Below are 16,884 nucleotides of genomic sequence, written 5' to 3' on the forward strand. Positions count from 1 at the left end.
TAGAAAAAGAGGCTGTCCCAAAAGCTAATTTTGGGAAAAGCCTCTTTTGTTTTTAGCCGAAGGTATAATGTTTCTAACCAGCATTTTCAGTGATACTACACTTTATTTTTTATATTTAGCATCATACGCTGTTTGGTTGATCTCTATAAATCTTTTTAAATTCATACTCTCTAAGGTTTTAAGATACGTATCCCATTCCTTATCAATATCAGCGTCTCCTGTCACAAAGCGAGCAGTCATTTCTTTTACGTAATCTGTAACAGTCTTTTCGAGTTCAGCTAATTCAGATGCTTGTTCCTCCGTAAAGAAAAGTGTAGGGATAAGGGTATCTTCATCTGCTTTATAAGGTTCATATTGTTTATTTGTTGCTTCATAAAGAACTTTTTCCTGATTTGTCTCATCCACAACTTCCGCTAGACGGAATTCAGCTGTACGCAATGATGGACCCGTTTGTGACCAATGCTTGTTATTACCTTCTTCCTTACCAGGAATCCTGAAGTATTTCCCTGCGTTACCATCTATCCCAAGCTCTCCAGCTTCCGCTTTTCTCCAGTTTTCTCCTTCAATCCCAAGTACGGAACGCATTGTGATCTCTTCGTTAAACATGGCATCAGCCCAACGTAATGCTACATCTGGATGTTTAGCGTTTTTCGTAATGACAAATTCAGCGGGTCTTGAGACAGGATTTGGATAATTCTGTGAAACTCGATTTCCGTTTGGACCTTCTAATGGAGCTAAAGCTACAAAGTCTTTTCCTTGTTCTGGTGATGAAGTAAAACCTCCTGTTGATGCACCAAAACCTGCACCTAACAACTGTGCATCAGGGTTTGATCCCAATTTCTTAAATTGAGTCCCATCAAGAGTAAAGGATTCAGAGGCAAGTAAGCCCTCTTTATTTAGCTTACGCATGTACTCAAGCCCTTTTTTCCATTCAGGCTTATTGAAGGCGACATCAATCTTACCGTTATCAACAAAAAGATGGTTCGTATTTCCTGAATAAATAAAAGGATTCATTAGATAGAATTGAGGCAGACTTCCCCATGATTTCGGTGAACCAGCTAAAGGAATTTCATCTGCTTTTCCGTTACCGTTTGGATCTTTTTCTTTAAATGCTTTTAATACTTGATAAAACTCTTCTGTTGTAGTTGGCATCTGAAGTCCAAGCTTGTCCAACCATGTTTTGTTGATCCACAATTTTTCCGGAACCGAACAATGATAGCAGGCATTTACTTGAGGTAATGAGTATATATTGCCGTCAGGAGCTGTAATCGTATCTTTGACAATAGGTAACTCATCAAACATTTTCTTAGTCTCAATCCCATACTTATCAATTAAATCATTAAGCGAAAGAAATACACCTTGTTTTCCATAAATCATCAACTGAGCTGTTGATATTGGAGCATCCATAATTACATCCGGATAATCGCCGCTTGCAAGGACTAAATTTAACTTTTCTGAGGCGCTTTGTTCAGGCAATACTTCCCACTCGACATGTACATTTGTTTTCTCTTCTAACCATTTGGTAAACTCATTGGTTTTGATGTCTTCTACGAAGCTATTTCCCGTTACTAACACTTTAAGTGTTACCTTTTCCTTAACAATTGGAAATGTCCCAGCTTCAGTAACAATTGGTTCATTTTCTTTTTTATCCTTCGTCCCTGTGCTTACCTCTTGATTAGAACATGCAGTTAGTAATATTGAAATCATTAAAAGAAATGCTAAACCTGTATTTAAAACTCTTTTCATTATGAAACACTCCCCCTAAATTTATTTGATTTAAATGAGTTGAACACTAATGGTAACTTTGCCTGAGTCATCACCACCCTTAAGGGCAAATTATAAATCTGCTTGAATGGATATGAATTTAGTTCCTAAGGCTTCCTTAATTCCGAAGCTATTCTTTTAATGAACCAATCATCACACCTTTAACAAAGTGTTTTTGTACAAAAGGATAAATAATAAGAACTGGAACGGAAGCAACAACAATTAGAGAGTATTTCAATAGTTCACTTAAACCGGCCTTAGCAGCCATTCGCTCCATATCACCCATCATTTGTGGGTCAACTTGATTTTGAACAAGAATGCTATTCAAAATTAATTGCAAAGGGAACAAATCTTGATCTCGTAAATAAATCAAAGCGTTAAAGAATGAGTTCCAGTGTCCGACCGCATAGAACAAAGTCATAACGGCTATAATTGGACCTGACAGAGGCAAAACAACACTTCTTAAAAATCGAAAATCACTGCATCCATCTATCTTTGCTGCTTCTTGTAATGCCTTCGGAATTGTCGATTTAAAGTAAGTTCTAGTGATAATAACATTAAAAACGGACATTGCACCTGGAATAATCATTGCCCAACGAGTATCTAACATTCCAAGTTCCTTAATAAGTAAATAGTTTGGAATAATCCCGCCGCTGAAAATCATGGTAAATAGGAAAAGTAACATAAAAAATTTCCTGCCGAAAAATTCATCTCTAGATAAAGGGTATGCCGCTAAAATGGTCATGCCAATATTTATGAGTGTTCCGACCACTGTATAAAAAATGGAATTAGCATAGCCTGTCCAAATTAATTTATAATCAAAAACTGCTTTGTATCCTTCTAAACTAAAATCAACCGGCCATAACCAAACTTTCCCCGAAAGTACTGCTTCAGTAGAACTAAATGAGGCGCTAACAATGTAAATAAGTGGATAAAGAAACACAACTAGCAATAAGGAAAGTACAGAATAGTTTACGATTGTAAATATCCTGTCACTTTTCGTTTCTTTAATCGAAAAATTCATCATTAAATTTCACCACTTTCTCTTTTTCTTTACCATAGGTTTTCTTGTCCAACTTTTTTCGCTATTTTATTTACTGTAATAATCATAATAAACCCGATTACTGCTTTGAATAATCCGATTGCAGCCGCGTACGAGTAATTTGGTACCGCTGATACGAGACCCACTTTATATACATAAGTATCTATAACTTCAGATGCTCGTAAGTTTAAAGGATTTTGCAACAATAACACTTTCTCAAACCCTACATTCAAAATACTTCCCATGTCTAATATGAATAAAATAATCATAATTGGTAAAATTCCTGGAATATCAATATGCCAAATTCTTTGGAGTTTCGTTGCACCATCTACAACTGCAGCTTCATGAAGGCTTTGATTAACACCAGATAATGCTGCCAAATAAATAATGCAGCCAAATCCAATGTTTTGCCAAATTCCTGACCATACATAGATGGATTTAAAATTATCTGGATTTCCCATGAAGTTAATAGATTCAAATCCTAGAAGATTTAATAAACTATTAATTGGACCTCTCGGTTCTAAAAACACTAGAAGAATACCTACCATTACTACGACTGAAATAAAATGCGGAGCATAAGAAACCATTTGAACCGTCTTTTTGAAATGCTTTTTATTAACGTAATTAATGGCTAATGCCAAAATAATTGGAAATGGAAAGCCTGCAAGTAATTGATAAAAACTCAAGACTAATGTATTTAGTAATACCCGCTTAAACTCATATGATTGAAAAAAACGAACAAAATGATCAAAACCAATCCATGGGCTTCCTAAGATGCCTTGTACGGGATTAAAATTTTTAAAAGCAATCGTGACACCGTACATAGGTATGTAATGGAATACGATAATGTATACGAGTGGTAAAAAGAAAATCACATACAATTGCCAGCTGTTTTTTATTTGTTTTAGTATCGCATTTTTTGTCTTAGGCCCCTCCTTAACTAAAACTTCAGTTTTTTTATTTAAAACCTTAATACTTTCCATCATTAAATCCCTCCTTAATTGTTTAAATGGCGCGTCTTTTGTTTTAAACGCTTACAATAAAAATGAAATTCTAACCGTTGACATATTTTATGATACCGATAACATTAAAATAACATCAATGAAATATACTGTCAATTCAAATTTTTATAATAGTTTTTAATTGAGAATGGAAGATCTAATGTGACCATTTAAGGGATTGTCAGGTTGGCACAAATAAAATAGAAAAGCGTAAGTGGCAGCCACTTACGCTTTATCCTTTAATATTAAATAGGGAGGATGCTCTTATATGGAGTTCTGCAGGTAAAACAATCTTTCTCGGTTTCTCTGGAACTGATTCTTCAATTCGTTCAATGAGCATTTGAGTTCCCATATAGCCAAAATTATAGGATGGCTGTTCGGCAGCTGTCAGAAATAGTTCATTCTCAGTATAATTGGGTACTCCATCATAACAAACAACAGCAATATCTTCAGGAATTCTTATATTGAATTTTTTAAGTGCTTTTACTGTATTTAACCCTAAAAAGTTACTTGTGGCAAAAATTGCTGTCGGCCGCTCATTGATAGGCAAATCTATGAGCATTTTAATCTTACCTGAAACATCACTATCCTGAAGGAATGGACTTTGATGAATCCACTTATGATTAATCGGCAGCCCATGTAAGTTAAGAGTATCACAATACGCTTGATGACGTTCCCTTGAAGTGGCAACATCTAGTGGACCATTGATGATAGCAATTCTTTCATGTCCTTGCTGAATTAGATGTTCGATTAACTTTCGAGTGGTTGTTTCATTATCACTCAGAACTTGATCACAGCTTAGATCATTGATAAATCGATCGATTAATACAAAGGGAATATTTTGTTTTGCCAGCTGTCGGATGTTTTTTTTCGAAGAGTCACTTGCAGGAGCAATCAGAACACCGTCGGACCCTGTTGAAATAAGCATGTCTATATATTTAGATTCTTTTTCGATATTTTCATCGCTATTGCAAAGTAACAGTTGATAACCCATTTGCAGGGCTTTGTCTTCTGCACCACGAGCGACACTTGTAAAAAACGGGTTAGAAATATCTGTAATCATTAACGTTAGAATTTTCGTCTTTTTGGAAACTAAGCTTCTCGCTGAACTGTTGGGTATATAATTCAATTCTTTAATAACTGCCTCAACTTTTTTCCTTGTTTCTTCGCTGATTTTATCTGAATTATTAATTACTCTTGAGACGGTCATCGCAGAGACATTGGCTTTTTTTGCTATATCATAAATTGTTACCAATCGTAATCCCCCTAGTAAATGGTGCCTTCTTTTTTATTGTAATAACCTGTATAAATTTTAGTAAGATTTTAATGTTAACGATAACATTGGTTTGATAATTATAAACTATTTGACAATTGATTTCAATGTTGTTATGTTAATGTTATCGATAACATAAGGTTGTTTGCAACTTATTTTGCTGAGAGCAGAAAACTTACAAAGAGGTGTATAAATTGGAAAAGGTTAAACTTGCATTTCCTACAGAAAACCAAATAGCTTGGCAGAATTTAGACTAGGGTGTTTTTTGCCACTTTGGCCTCTGGAGTATATCAAAACGATAGCAATGATTGAGTCTGTACGAAGACTGAAGGTGAATAGCAATCAATCGTCGTTCGACTCGATATGAGGGGAATTTCTTTGAAGTGATTTATTTATGAATTCATTTTGACTACTAATTTTAATTACATATATATTGAGAGGAGCAGTAGATTTGGCTAATAATAATCGTTTAGAGGAGCGTCTCGATGTCTCATTTGGCGGTCTATTTTCTACTGAATTTGGCTATACGAATCCGACTGGTGAAGTGATGGATGGTGATCTCACGCGCCAGACGGGCAAAGAAACAATTATGCAAGGATTATTAGTTTTAACAGGCGGCGAGGATGCGGTCACATTTAACCCGCGTACGTTTTTAAAAGCGTCAAATACAATCAAGGATTCAGTCATTATTGAAACACAATTTAGACCAATAGAAACACCTGAAGCTTACGATACGATTCTGTCTGTTGGTGGAAATCTCTATGTCCGCTATAAAACAAAACGTACAATCGAATATGGCTTTGATCTCAATCAAAATGGCCAGTTGGCCTCGGTAACAGAAACGATTGAAGTACCTGAGCAAATACTTGACTACAAACTTGCGATTGTCTATCAGCCAACTGAAACTGGAGCAAAGATGCGCACTTTTATCAATGGGGTGGAGTACACAACGATTGAATCGACGAATGGACGGGTCGTATGGGGAGCGACGGCTCATGAAATCGGCTTCGGCAATGACGTGCATCCCGACCGATCAGACCGTGGCTTAAAAGGGGCGTTTTCAAGAGCGGTCGTCACGACATTTGATGGGGAATTTGATCCGACACTCTTAAAAACGATGAAACTCTCACGAACGACCAAGGAACTCTTTGCCTTAGGACAAGGACAGCTGGAAGGGACGCTTTACCAGCCGACAGATGACGAACAGATCGATGGGAAACTGCACATTCATGGCGGTGCGATCAGTGATTTCGGTCAAATCGACTTGACGGGTGACGGCTCCTATATTGCCTATACACCAACCGAAACAACGCCTGATCAAACGGGAAATTATTTTGCCGAATTGATCATTGATCCTTCAGCGCTCAAGCCTGGGACGACCTTGTTTGATTTCGCTGGATCCATCATTTTACAAGGTTCAAAAGAGTTAAAAGCAGTCGACCTCATCATCAAAGAAGCTGACCCAATCACGATCGATCTTTCCGAACTTGAGATTGAAGATGACGCGCTTCATCTCGCGCTGATCTATCACGAGAACGAGCTAACACTTCAGTCCTGCCAAACGGAACTCGCAACGATCACTCTAGATGAAAAAGGTCATGCCCCACAAGGTCAAGTATTTTATGCTGGGAGCCCACATGCAAGTGGCGTGAGTTTAGCGGGTAAAGTTTATGGTGTCGGATTCACCCGTTATCAAGGGGGATTTACTAATGAGTTGCTCAGTTTATTAGGCGGTCCGATCATCATCAGAACGGATTTGGAACCAGGCTATCAGATTCCAATTAAACCCAACGAATATCCAGCTTCACTGGCTGCCAAAGCATCACTCGTTCGTCCACGCCCAAATCAAGTCCAGTGGCAACAGTATGAACAAACAGCCTTTATTCATTATGGCATCAATACGTATTATGAGGTTGAGTGGGGCGATCTTTGGAAGCACGATGATCCAAAAATGTTTCATCCGACGGATTTAAATACGGATCAATGGGCACGCTCATTAAAGGCTAGTGGCTTCAAAATGGCGGTCTTAACGGTCAAACACCATGATGGATTTGCGCTCTATCCTTCGAGATACACTGATTTTAGCGTCGCAAGCAGTGATTGGCGCGATGGCCAAGGTGATGTTTTACGAGAATTTGTAGATTCGATGAGAAAATACGGGCTAAAAGTAGGGATTTACTTATCCCCAGCCGACCACGGTGCATTCCGGGAGAAAATTTTTGCGAATGAAAGTGAACGAAAAATGCGGAAGATTCCGACCTTGGTCGAAGGGGATGATCGTGAGGGGAATGAGGATCTGCCAACGTTTAATTTACTTGGAACGGATTATGGTGAGATGTTCATGAATCAGCTTTATGAAGTTCTGACGGAGTACGGCAAGGTGGATGAAGTTTGGTTTGATGGTGCGCAGGGGCATATTCCAGGTGATAGGGCAGAGAAATATGATTGGGATAGCATTTACACGTTGATCAATCAGCTGCAACCCGAGGCAGTCATTGCGATAACTGGATCCGATGTGCGCTGGGTCGGGAATGAATCTGGCTGGGCACGTGAGAATGAGTGGAGTGTAATCGCTGCCGAAACGTTACCTGATGGGAAACAAGGATACTATCCTGAATTCAGTGCACCTGACTTAGGGAGCAGGCCCGTCTTAGCTGTGGCCGCTGCGAATGGCATGGACTATTTAACCTGGTGGCCAGCAGAGGTCGATGTCAGCATCCGGCAAGGGTGGTTTTACCATGATCATCAACAACCGAAGAGCCTTGATGAACTAAGGGAGATTTACTATCAATCGGTTGCTCGAAATTCTGTTTTATTATTAAATATTCCACCGAATAAAGCGGGTCGATTCGCGGAGGCCGATGTCAAAAGGCTGATTGAATGGCATGAAAGCATCAAGCGAGATTTTGCCGTGAACTACACCGTCGAAGCAACCGTTGTAGCTGAAAACGGAAAAGAAGGTTCAGATCCGCATCACGTGATTGATGGAATCTATGAGACAGCTTGGGAAGCAGATTCGAGTGAACCAAGCCATTTAACCTTTTCGTTTGATGCGCCAGTTGAAGTTGAGCGAATCATCTTACAAGAAAATATTCACCACGGCCAGCAAGTTGAATCCTTCACAATCGACGCTTGTGATGAAAATGGCGAGTGGGAAGAGATTTACGCAAATGAATCGATCGGCTATAAGCGCATTATCGTCTTACCAGAGCCCGTAAAAGGCACTGAATTCAGGTTGAATATTTTACAGTCACGCGGACCTGTTTATTTATCTGAAGTCGGATTTTACAAAAGACAATAAACGAATTTGAATAACCGGGCAATTCTCATGCCCGGTTATTCTTTTGTCCACGATGGCGTGCAAAATCCGAACAAAGCAGTTAGGAAAATTCATTTATTGACATACTTATATTAGTTTGTTAGATTCGTGTTATCGATAACGCGAATCTTTTATTTTGTAATATATTAAGTAGACTTATACCCTGTTATTTTTGACGGAATGCAGGGCCCACAACATGGTAACTATGCCATGTGTATGAATCTTATGTTAAAATTTAATCAAGATGTGACAGAATACTAAAAAATAATGATTTAGGATTGAATGTAAACGCCCTCAAAGCATGGTCCTGTCAGGGATTCCAATTAAACAGGCGAGGCATCGGCATGTTTCCGATTAATTTTTGCAGGAGGAAAGTGGTTATCATGTTTGATAGACTTGAAAAAATAAAGATTTTTAGAAAGTTTTTATTATCCTATCTAATGATTCTAATCATTCCGCTAGTAGCTAGTTTGGTTATTTATCAAGTCAGTGTTCATAAATTAAAGGACTATGCAAGTGAAAACAGTAAAAACTTGCTCAATCAAACGAAAGACATTATCGATCAAAAAAACGATGAGATTGAGAATTTTGTGTACCAGATGTCCTTGAATCCAGAAATTAATCAATTGATGTATCGAACGTCCAATGCAGATATAAATATCGCTTATGATATCTATAAAGTTCAAAATAGTATTAATCCGTATTGGAATACGAATAAGTTATTTACTAATTTTTATATTTATTATAATCAAATCGACACGATCGTATCTCCTGAATCATCGTACGTACGTACAAAGGACTTTTATGATAACCATACCTATGAAGGTTTAAGTTATCAGGATTGGAAAAAAAACATCAATCAAACGTATCTTTCCCGTTATTATTTACCCTCAGCGGATGTAAAGATGGGGAAAAAGACAGAATCGATTATTACTTATGTACAATCACTCCCGTTTAATAGTAAAACTCCGAAAGCAAATATCGTGGTAATGATTGACGAAAAGGAAATCACATCCTTATTGAATAGAGTTTCCTCACAATACGACGGTTCAACCTTTATTCTAGATGACAAAGGAAATTTAATTGCAGGCGATAACATAGATAAAAACATGATTTCATTAGACAAGTCAACAGGTAAATTTTCCATTAAGGATCAAGAACAGAAATATATGTATATTGAAACGAAGTCTAATAATAATAAGTGGACGTATGTTGCACTCATTTCGAAAGAGAAATTATCTGAGGATGTTAGTTTTATTCAAACGATTAGTTCGGTCCTTGCATTTTTGACCATTCTTATTGGACTATTTACTGCCTTTCTTTTTTCATATAAAAATAGTATTCCTCTAAATCGGCTCCTTGGCGTTATGAAAATTAGTGAAATTGGAAAAGCGGCCAATCCATATGATTTCATCCACAGCAATGTGGAAGATATCATTTTGAATAATGATCGACTAAAGGATAAAATCCAAAATCAATTACCTATTTTGCAAGATTCGGTGATTCGAAAATTAGTTGCCGGGGAGTTTACTTCTTCAAAAGAGGCACAACTGCTACTGAAACAAGCGAACCTGCCGTTAAAAGGTTCTTTTGGTTTTGTTGGTATCGTACAAATTATTCATATGTTGAATGAACTAGATAAAGAGATGCTGGATGAAATGAATGTCGCACAACTATTTATTCAAAATGAATTAACGGATCATTTTAAAGGAGAGGCTCTGCACTGCAATATCAATAAAGATCAAGTCCTTTTCCTATTATCCTATGATAAAAAACTCTCCACTCAAGAAACGAAAAAGTTGGAAGAGTCTCTTCATTTGTTTATTAAACAAGTGGAAAAGAAATTTAGTTTGAATGTGAATATTGGTTTGGGCAGCCAATTTGAACAGTTAACAGATATTCATCAATCCTTTGAGGAGGCAAAGTCGAGCTTACCATTTATTCAATCCATTCAAGGAAAAGGCTCACTTTATAAACATGAACATTCTTATTTAGAGGACACGATTGATTATTATTATCCTATTGAGGTAGAACTTCGCCTCATAAATGCCGTAAAAAACGGAGAAGTAAATGAGGTAAATGAGCTGATTGATAAAATACTTCTTGAAAATGTGGAAAGAAGAGTGTTAACGAACAAAAAAGGAACCCAATTATTGGCCACTTTGAATGGGACCATGATAAGAATTCTTTCAAAAAATACGCAATTGAACAGTGTAAAGGCAGATGAAATACGGGAACGATTAGAAGAACTGTTGTCAAAAAAGATCAGTTTTCATAAAACTATTGAGCAGATAAAAGAAATGATGATGGAAATTGCTCAGAGTATTTATGAAAATAAGACAGCAGGCAGGCAGCAAGTGATTCATAGGATGAAGGAATGGATTAAACACCATTTTAGTGATCCTGATTTAACCTTGTATCAAATTTCTGAAGCTGTTGGTCTTCCTGAAAAAATGGTTCCATCGGTATTTAAAGAACATGTTGGAGTAAACATTTCAGATTATATTGAAGATGTACGGATTAACTTTGCAAAATCAAAATTGGTTCAATCCGATCAGGCGATTGAAGATATTGCTGTTCTTTCCGGTTATAACAGCGCACATTCCTTTCGGCGTGCCTTCAAACGCAATACTGGATCTTCGCCATCAGAATATCGAAAAATGTTGAAAGGTACGGAATAAAGAAGAAATATTCTGTTTTCAAAAAACTGTACCCTATAAATTAAATGTACGGTTCCATATCCAATTCCTGAAAAAACCCTTTATTATCAAGGGTTTTTTTATTGTACGTTATGAAATGAATCGTATCTTTCCCGTTTTTCAAATTTCAATTATGATAGCGGTAACATTTGAAAGATTAAGATTATTTTTGCACAAAGTAAGCGGATTAAAAATGGGGGGGGTAATATGAAAGTAGAAGTATTGGACCAAAAACAAATGAAAAATGTTGGAATTGAAAAAGAGATTGTCTCGAAACATTCGCGGTGGAAAAAAATAAGGAAACACTGGCAATTATATTTCCTAGTTGCGATCCCACTAATTTTTTTGATCACCTTTAAGTATGTTCCGATGGCAGGTATTGTCATTGCGTTTAAAGACTATAGTGTGGTAAAAGGAGTTTTTGGCAGTGAATGGGCGGGAATGAAGTATTTTCAATCGTTTTTTCAGAGTCCTAACTTTTCTCTCTTATTAAAAAACACACTTGGGTTAAGCGTTTACGGTTTAATAGTCGGGTTTATTTGTCCGATAATATTAGCATTGGCTTTAAATGAAGTTCAAAATGCCCGTTTTAAGAAATTGGTGCAAACGATTACCTATGCACCTTACTTTATCTCTACTGTTATCATGGTGTCGATTATTATCTTATTTCTGTCACCAAATGCAGGATTTGTTAATAATATTTTAGGTTTATTCGGAATCGAGCCAATCAACTTTTTAGGGAATCCAACTTATTTTAAATCCATCTATGTTTGGTCCGATGTGTGGCAAAACACCGGATATGCAACAATTATTTACTTAGCTGCTCTTGCAGGAGTAGATACACAATTGTATGAAGCGGCGAAGGTCGACGGAGCGAATCGCTTCCAAAAAATCATGAATGTCGACCTGCCAGGAATATTCCCGATTATTATTGTCTTATTAATTCTTAATGTTGGGAGTATTATGTCGCTGGGATTTGAAAAAATCTATCTATTACAAAATCCAATGAATACCAATTCATCTGAAGTCATTTCTACTTATGTGTATAAAGTTGGATTGCTTGGGGCGAACTTTAGCTTTGCATCAGCGGTAGGTTTATTTAATTCCATTGTTAACTTCATATTAATTTTTACTGCTAACAGTATCTCTAAGCGATTCTCGTCATCAAGCTTATGGTAGGAGGGAAGGATATGAAGAAAACAGAAAGTATAAGGATAAAAGAATCAAAAGTCGATCGCATTTTTATGGGTGCTGTTTATGTATTTCTAGCTCTCGTATTAATTGCTGTATTATATCCGCTTATCTATATTGTGAGTGCTTCATTCAGCAGTGCAGCTGCGGTAACATCAGGGCGTGTATGGCTGTTTCCTGTAGATCCAACTCTATTAGGGTACACAACGGTTTTTAAGAATCCTCAAATTCTACAGGGATTCTCGAATTCGTTGTTCTACACGGTTGTAGGAACCTTTATTAGTGTAAGTATCACGATTATGCTTGCTTATCCTCTTTCAAGAAAATCGTTTTATGGCCGTAAACTTATTATGATCTTACTTGTTTTTACGATGATTTTTGATGGTGGATTAATACCGCTGTATATTGTCGTAAAAAATTTGAATTTAATCGATACAGTCTGGGCTCTTTTACTTCCATCGGCTCTTGCCGTGTTCCAAGTCATCATTGCACGGACATTCTTCCAATCTACGATTCCTGATGAATTAGTAGAAGCGAGTGAAATGGATGGCTGCAGTGATATAGGCTTTATCTTTAAAGTGGTATTGCCGCTTGCGAAGCCGATTATTGCTGTCCTTGTCCTCATGTATGCCGTAATGAAGTGGAATATGTACTTTGATGCATTAATTTATTTAAAATCAGAAGAGCTTTATCCTTTACAGCTCATTTTAAGAAGTCTTCTCATTTTAAATACCGATCCATCAGCTAATATAGAAGATATTTTGAAGATGCAAGGGTTAAAGGAATTAATGAAGTATTCATTAATCGTTATTTCAAGTTTACCAGTTTTAATTCTGTATCCATTTGTTCAAAAGCATTTTGTGAAAGGAATGTTAATTGGATCAGTAAAGGGTTAAAAGCAATTAGAAGTTATTAATTTATTAAATAATGTTATTAAAACAAGGGAGATGTTTAAATGAAAAGACTTTCTGCTATTTTTCTGCTTTTAGTTTCAATGGTTTTACTTGTTGCTGGTTGTGTTCCTAGCAAGAACAGCTCATCAGACAATTCAAGTAAAGGTTCAGATCCAAATGGACCAATCGAAGTATCGATCTTCACACCAACCATTTCATACGATCCAGTATTTGATCGTGAGAAAAACGAATTTACGAAAATGGTTGAAGAAAAGTTTAATATCAAAATTAACTGGCAAGACGCGAATCAAGATGCTGCAAAAGAAAAACGTCAATTGTCGCTGGCTAGTGGTGACTATCCAGATGCTTATTTGCTCGTTGCTTGGTTAGATAATATTTCTAAAGTTGAAGCGCAAAAATATGGGAAAGAAGGCGTTTTCCTACCGTTAAATGATTTAATTAATGAACACGCACCAAATCTTCAAAAATTGATGACAGAGGTTCCTTATTTAGAAAAAGGAATGACTGCACCGGATGGTAATATTTATGCACTGCCTCCAGTAAATGAATGTTTCCATTGCTCTAAGTATGGAAAAATGTGGATTAATACAGATTGGCTAGACAAGCTTAATTTAGAAATGCCAACCACAACTGAAGAATTTAAAACAGTTATGGAAGCATTTAAGAACAATGATCCAAATGGAAATGGTAAAAAAGATGAAATCCCGTTAAGTGGCGAAAGTACAATGCTTGGCGATGACCCAACTATCTTTCTAATGAATGCATTTATACCGAATAATGGTAAAGATTATATTAATGTAAATGATGGAAAATTATTATTAGCTCCAACACAGCCAGAGTGGAAGGAAGGATTGAAATATATTCATTCCTTATATAAAGCAGGATTAATTGATCAAGGTGCATTTACTCAGAATCCAGAGGCTTATAAACAATTGGGTACGCCACAAGGTGATGTTATCCTAGGTGGTGGTGCAGCAAGTCATTTGGCGGTTATCTCAGATATCGCTTTGGAACCTTCAAAAGCATATGATGTTGTTCCACCGTTAAAAGGTCCAGGTGGTGCTCAATTTACACCTTCCGATTATGGTAATGTCAATAATTTCACTTTTGCGATTACCAATAAAGCAAAAGGGAAAAAAGCAGAAGCCTTAATAAAATTAGCTGATTTCTTATATTCTGAAGAAGGCAGCATGATGACTGCAAGAGGTAAAGAAGGTGTTCATTGGAAAAAGGGTGGCCCAGAGGACATTGATTTAAATGGAAAACAAGCAAAATATGCAATTATTCAGGCGGACCCTAACGTGAAAGAAGAAGATAAAGTACATTTTGGTTGGGGAGAAAGAGGTCCTCTAGCGCTGACTAGAACACTGAGAGATTCAATCGCAGCTGAACAAGATGAGTTCTCTGTAAAAGGATATGAGAGAAGATTGTATAACGCAACGCTGAAATACGATGGATTTGAGCCGAAAGAACAATTTAATTTTGAAGCGGCATGGGTTGATCCAAAAGAAGCAGATGAAGTGAATCTATTAAAAATCAATATGAATAAGTACATTGAAGAAAACATGGTTCAATTTGTGACTGGTTCGAAAGATATCGAAAAAGATTGGGATAAGTATATTGACGGCTTTGAAAATTTACAAGTCGACCGCTATTTAGAAATCTATCAAAAAGCATATGATGTAGGAAAATAAAAACGGACATTATAAAAAAGAATACACGAAGTTTTTTACTGACGTGTATTCTTTTTTTATTAAGGTGGGAAAATGAGATGAAAACAAGGGTCATAAATGTAAGGGACTTCGGAGGAGAAACAAACTCAATTATTGATTATTCCCCCATCGTACATAAAATTTTACAAGATATAAAAGAGATAAAAGAAGACATCATTCTATCTTTTCCGAAAGGAATCTATCATTTTTATCCTGATCACGCACCGAAACGAAATTTTCATACATCCAATACGGATACGAGAAGACATCCGATTAAGACGGTTTGCTTTCTAATCGAGGAGCAGGAGAATCTAACGATTGAAGGAAATGGTTCATTCTTTTATTTCCATGGCGATGTCATGGGATTGGGGATTTTTCACTCGAAAAATATCCGTCTACAAAACTTCTCTTGGGATTATGAAGTATCAACCCTATCAGAATTAGTCGTCGAGAGCACTGTTGCCGAAGAGGGACGTTATTATGCTGACTACAAACTAGAGGACCATGTTCCCTATGAAGTTAGTGAAAATCAACCATATTTTTACTGGTTAAGTGAAAAGAGCCCCTATTCCAATGACTATTATTGGAAAGAGGAAGGCTCTAAAAATGATATGGTCATCGTTGGCTTTGATGGTTCGAACGGAGTGAAAAGAAGATTTGGAGTGAATGAAGGGCCATTTGCGGAAAATAAACAGAAAATAGAAGAATTAGAGAAAGGCAAAATTCGTATCCACTATAACGACTCATTGCCAAAGGCAGTGGTTGAACATCGTGTGTTTGAATTTTGTAAAGTAATCGATCGAAATACGGCTGGTGCGATGATTTGGGAAAGTGAACAAATATGTTTGTCTAACATAACCATTCATTACTTGCATGGTTTTGGCTTCCTAGTACAAATGAGTGGTGATATTACGTTCCAGTCAACTGATTTCATCCCAAATAGCACGATGGGTAAGCATGGGTCAAGCTTTGCTGATTCCATTCATGTTTCAGGTGCTAAAGGTGTGATTACGGTAGACGGGTGTACGTTCATGCACCCACATGATGATCCCATTAATATCCATGGAACGTTTACCAGAGTCCAAAAAATAATCAATGAAAATACGGTAGAAGTTATTTATGCACATCGGCAGCAAAGCGGGTTCCCGCAATATCATCTCGGTGACACAGCAGCCTTTTTCAATCGAGCAACAATGGCTGGCGAATTCGTAGAAGAATATGAGGTAACGAAGGTTATTCATCCTGGACAAGATGGAAATGATCTTCAAACGATGCAAGTATCCTTTAACAAAGAGCTGCCTTTTGATACCGTGCAAAATGAGCAGGGTGAATTTTTATACGTCATGGAAAATGTGACTTATACACCAGAAGTAGTGATTAAGAATAATAGATTTGCCCATGTTCCGACAAGAGGAATCCTCTGTACAACACGGAGAAAAGTGGTGATTGAAGGCAATCACTTTCAAAATATCACCATGAGTACAATCTTTATCTCCAATGATTCGAACGATTGGTATGAATCTGGTCCTGTCAGAGATATGACGATTCGAGGGAACATCTTTCATATAAATCCGGTTGAAGATTGGGATTATCGTAAACCTGCTATTTATATTCATCCGATCCCATTAGGTGAGACTCCATCGCCAGTACCGATTCACAAAAATATTACAGTGGAAAATAACACTTTTTATATGCAGCATGAATCTGTGGTTTCTGCAGAAAACGTTGAAAATTTAACGATAAAGGAAAATAAGATTGTAAAGGTAAATCCAAGCAGTGATTACGATGGCATTCACGATGTGTTATTTGAATTTGACAATTGTAAAAATGTGTTACTAGAAGGAAATACCTATGAAGGAGATTTCGCACCATTTGCAAAGGTGAAACAAATGAAAAAAAGTGAATTGAACATTCACAATGAACAGACATGTATGTTTGAAGCGAATAGTCCATTAGAAACGAAGTGAGG

General features: G+C 36.9%; 10 protein-coding genes. 6 read left to right on the forward strand and 4 right to left on the reverse strand.

Annotated features, from left to right (window positions below):
- Positions 1–102 precede the first annotated feature (102 nt).
- The 4 genes from ACN6MT_RS08370 to ACN6MT_RS08385 all read right to left on the reverse strand — a co-directional run bounded on the left by ACN6MT_RS08370 (position 103) and on the right by ACN6MT_RS08385 (position 5,062).
- On the reverse strand, positions 103–1,746 hold the full coding sequence (locus tag ACN6MT_RS08370; RefSeq protein WP_419955502.1) for an ABC transporter substrate-binding protein: 1,644 nt from the start codon (positions 1,744–1,746) through the stop codon (positions 103–105).
- Between the two features lie 148 nt (positions 1,747–1,894).
- A complete protein-coding gene (locus tag ACN6MT_RS08375) occupies positions 1,895–2,791 on the reverse strand; it encodes a carbohydrate ABC transporter permease (protein ID WP_419955503.1) in 897 nt (298 codons plus the stop codon).
- A 26-nt stretch (positions 2,792–2,817) separates the two neighbouring features.
- Positions 2,818–3,792 (reverse strand): ABC transporter permease, encoded by a 975-nt coding sequence (locus ACN6MT_RS08380; RefSeq protein WP_419955504.1) that lies wholly within the window; start codon positions 3,790–3,792, stop codon positions 2,818–2,820.
- A gap of 247 nt (positions 3,793–4,039) precedes the next feature.
- Complete coding sequence (locus ACN6MT_RS08385; protein ID WP_419955505.1) at positions 4,040–5,062, reverse strand: LacI family DNA-binding transcriptional regulator; 1,023 nt, start codon at positions 5,060–5,062, stop codon at positions 4,040–4,042.
- 469 nt (positions 5,063–5,531) lie between these two features.
- On the opposite strand from ACN6MT_RS08385, the gene ACN6MT_RS08390 reads away from it, so the two are divergent.
- From ACN6MT_RS08390 to ACN6MT_RS08415, 6 genes are all read left to right on the forward strand, one after another.
- Positions 5,532–8,381: an alpha-L-fucosidase gene (locus tag ACN6MT_RS08390; protein ID WP_419955506.1), complete on the forward strand. Its 2,850-nt coding sequence runs from the start codon at positions 5,532–5,534 to the stop codon at positions 8,379–8,381.
- Between the two features lie 401 nt (positions 8,382–8,782).
- Positions 8,783–11,080 (forward strand): helix-turn-helix domain-containing protein, encoded by a 2,298-nt coding sequence (locus ACN6MT_RS08395; RefSeq protein WP_419955507.1) that lies wholly within the window; start codon positions 8,783–8,785, stop codon positions 11,078–11,080.
- Positions 11,081–11,305: 225 nt separating this feature from the next.
- Positions 11,306–12,277: an ABC transporter permease gene (locus tag ACN6MT_RS08400; RefSeq protein ID WP_419955508.1), complete on the forward strand. Its 972-nt coding sequence runs from the start codon at positions 11,306–11,308 to the stop codon at positions 12,275–12,277.
- Between the two features lie 11 nt (positions 12,278–12,288).
- Positions 12,289–13,185: a carbohydrate ABC transporter permease gene (locus tag ACN6MT_RS08405; RefSeq protein ID WP_419955509.1), complete on the forward strand. Its 897-nt coding sequence runs from the start codon at positions 12,289–12,291 to the stop codon at positions 13,183–13,185.
- 59 nt (positions 13,186–13,244) lie between these two features.
- Positions 13,245–14,897, forward strand: coding sequence for an extracellular solute-binding protein (locus ACN6MT_RS08410; protein ID WP_419955510.1), 1,653 nt, complete (start codon positions 13,245–13,247; stop codon positions 14,895–14,897).
- A 77-nt stretch (positions 14,898–14,974) separates the two neighbouring features.
- Entirely contained in the window at positions 14,975–16,882 is a 1,908-nt protein-coding gene (locus tag ACN6MT_RS08415; protein WP_419955511.1) for a right-handed parallel beta-helix repeat-containing protein, read from the forward strand.
- Positions 16,883–16,884: the final 2 nt, after the last annotated feature.

The sequence above is a fragment of the Neobacillus niacini genome, assembly GCF_048572935.1.
Lineage (GTDB): Bacteria > Bacillota > Bacilli > Bacillales > Cytobacillaceae > Neobacillus > Neobacillus niacini.

What these genes read in the sequence shown, in the direction of transcription:
- ACN6MT_RS08395 (WP_419955507.1), top strand. Translation starts at nt 8,783, where the DNA reads ATGTTTGATAGACTTGAAAAAATAAAGATTTTTAGAAAGTTTTTATTA.
- ACN6MT_RS08410 (WP_419955510.1), top strand. Translation starts at nt 13,245, where the DNA reads ATGAAAAGACTTTCTGCTATTTTTCTGCTTTTAGTTTCAATGGTTTTA.
- ACN6MT_RS08380 (WP_419955504.1), bottom strand. Translation starts at nt 3,792, where the DNA reads ATGATGGAAAGTATTAAGGTTTTAAATAAAAAAACTGAAGTTTTAGTT.
- ACN6MT_RS08415 (WP_419955511.1), top strand. Translation starts at nt 14,975, where the DNA reads ATGAAAACAAGGGTCATAAATGTAAGGGACTTCGGAGGAGAAACAAAC.
- ACN6MT_RS08375 (WP_419955503.1), bottom strand. Translation starts at nt 2,791, where the DNA reads ATGATGAATTTTTCGATTAAAGAAACGAAAAGTGACAGGATATTTACA.
- ACN6MT_RS08370 (WP_419955502.1), bottom strand. Translation starts at nt 1,746, where the DNA reads ATGAAAAGAGTTTTAAATACAGGTTTAGCATTTCTTTTAATGATTTCA.
- ACN6MT_RS08405 (WP_419955509.1), top strand. Translation starts at nt 12,289, where the DNA reads ATGAAGAAAACAGAAAGTATAAGGATAAAAGAATCAAAAGTCGATCGC.
- ACN6MT_RS08400 (WP_419955508.1), top strand. Translation starts at nt 11,306, where the DNA reads ATGAAAGTAGAAGTATTGGACCAAAAACAAATGAAAAATGTTGGAATT.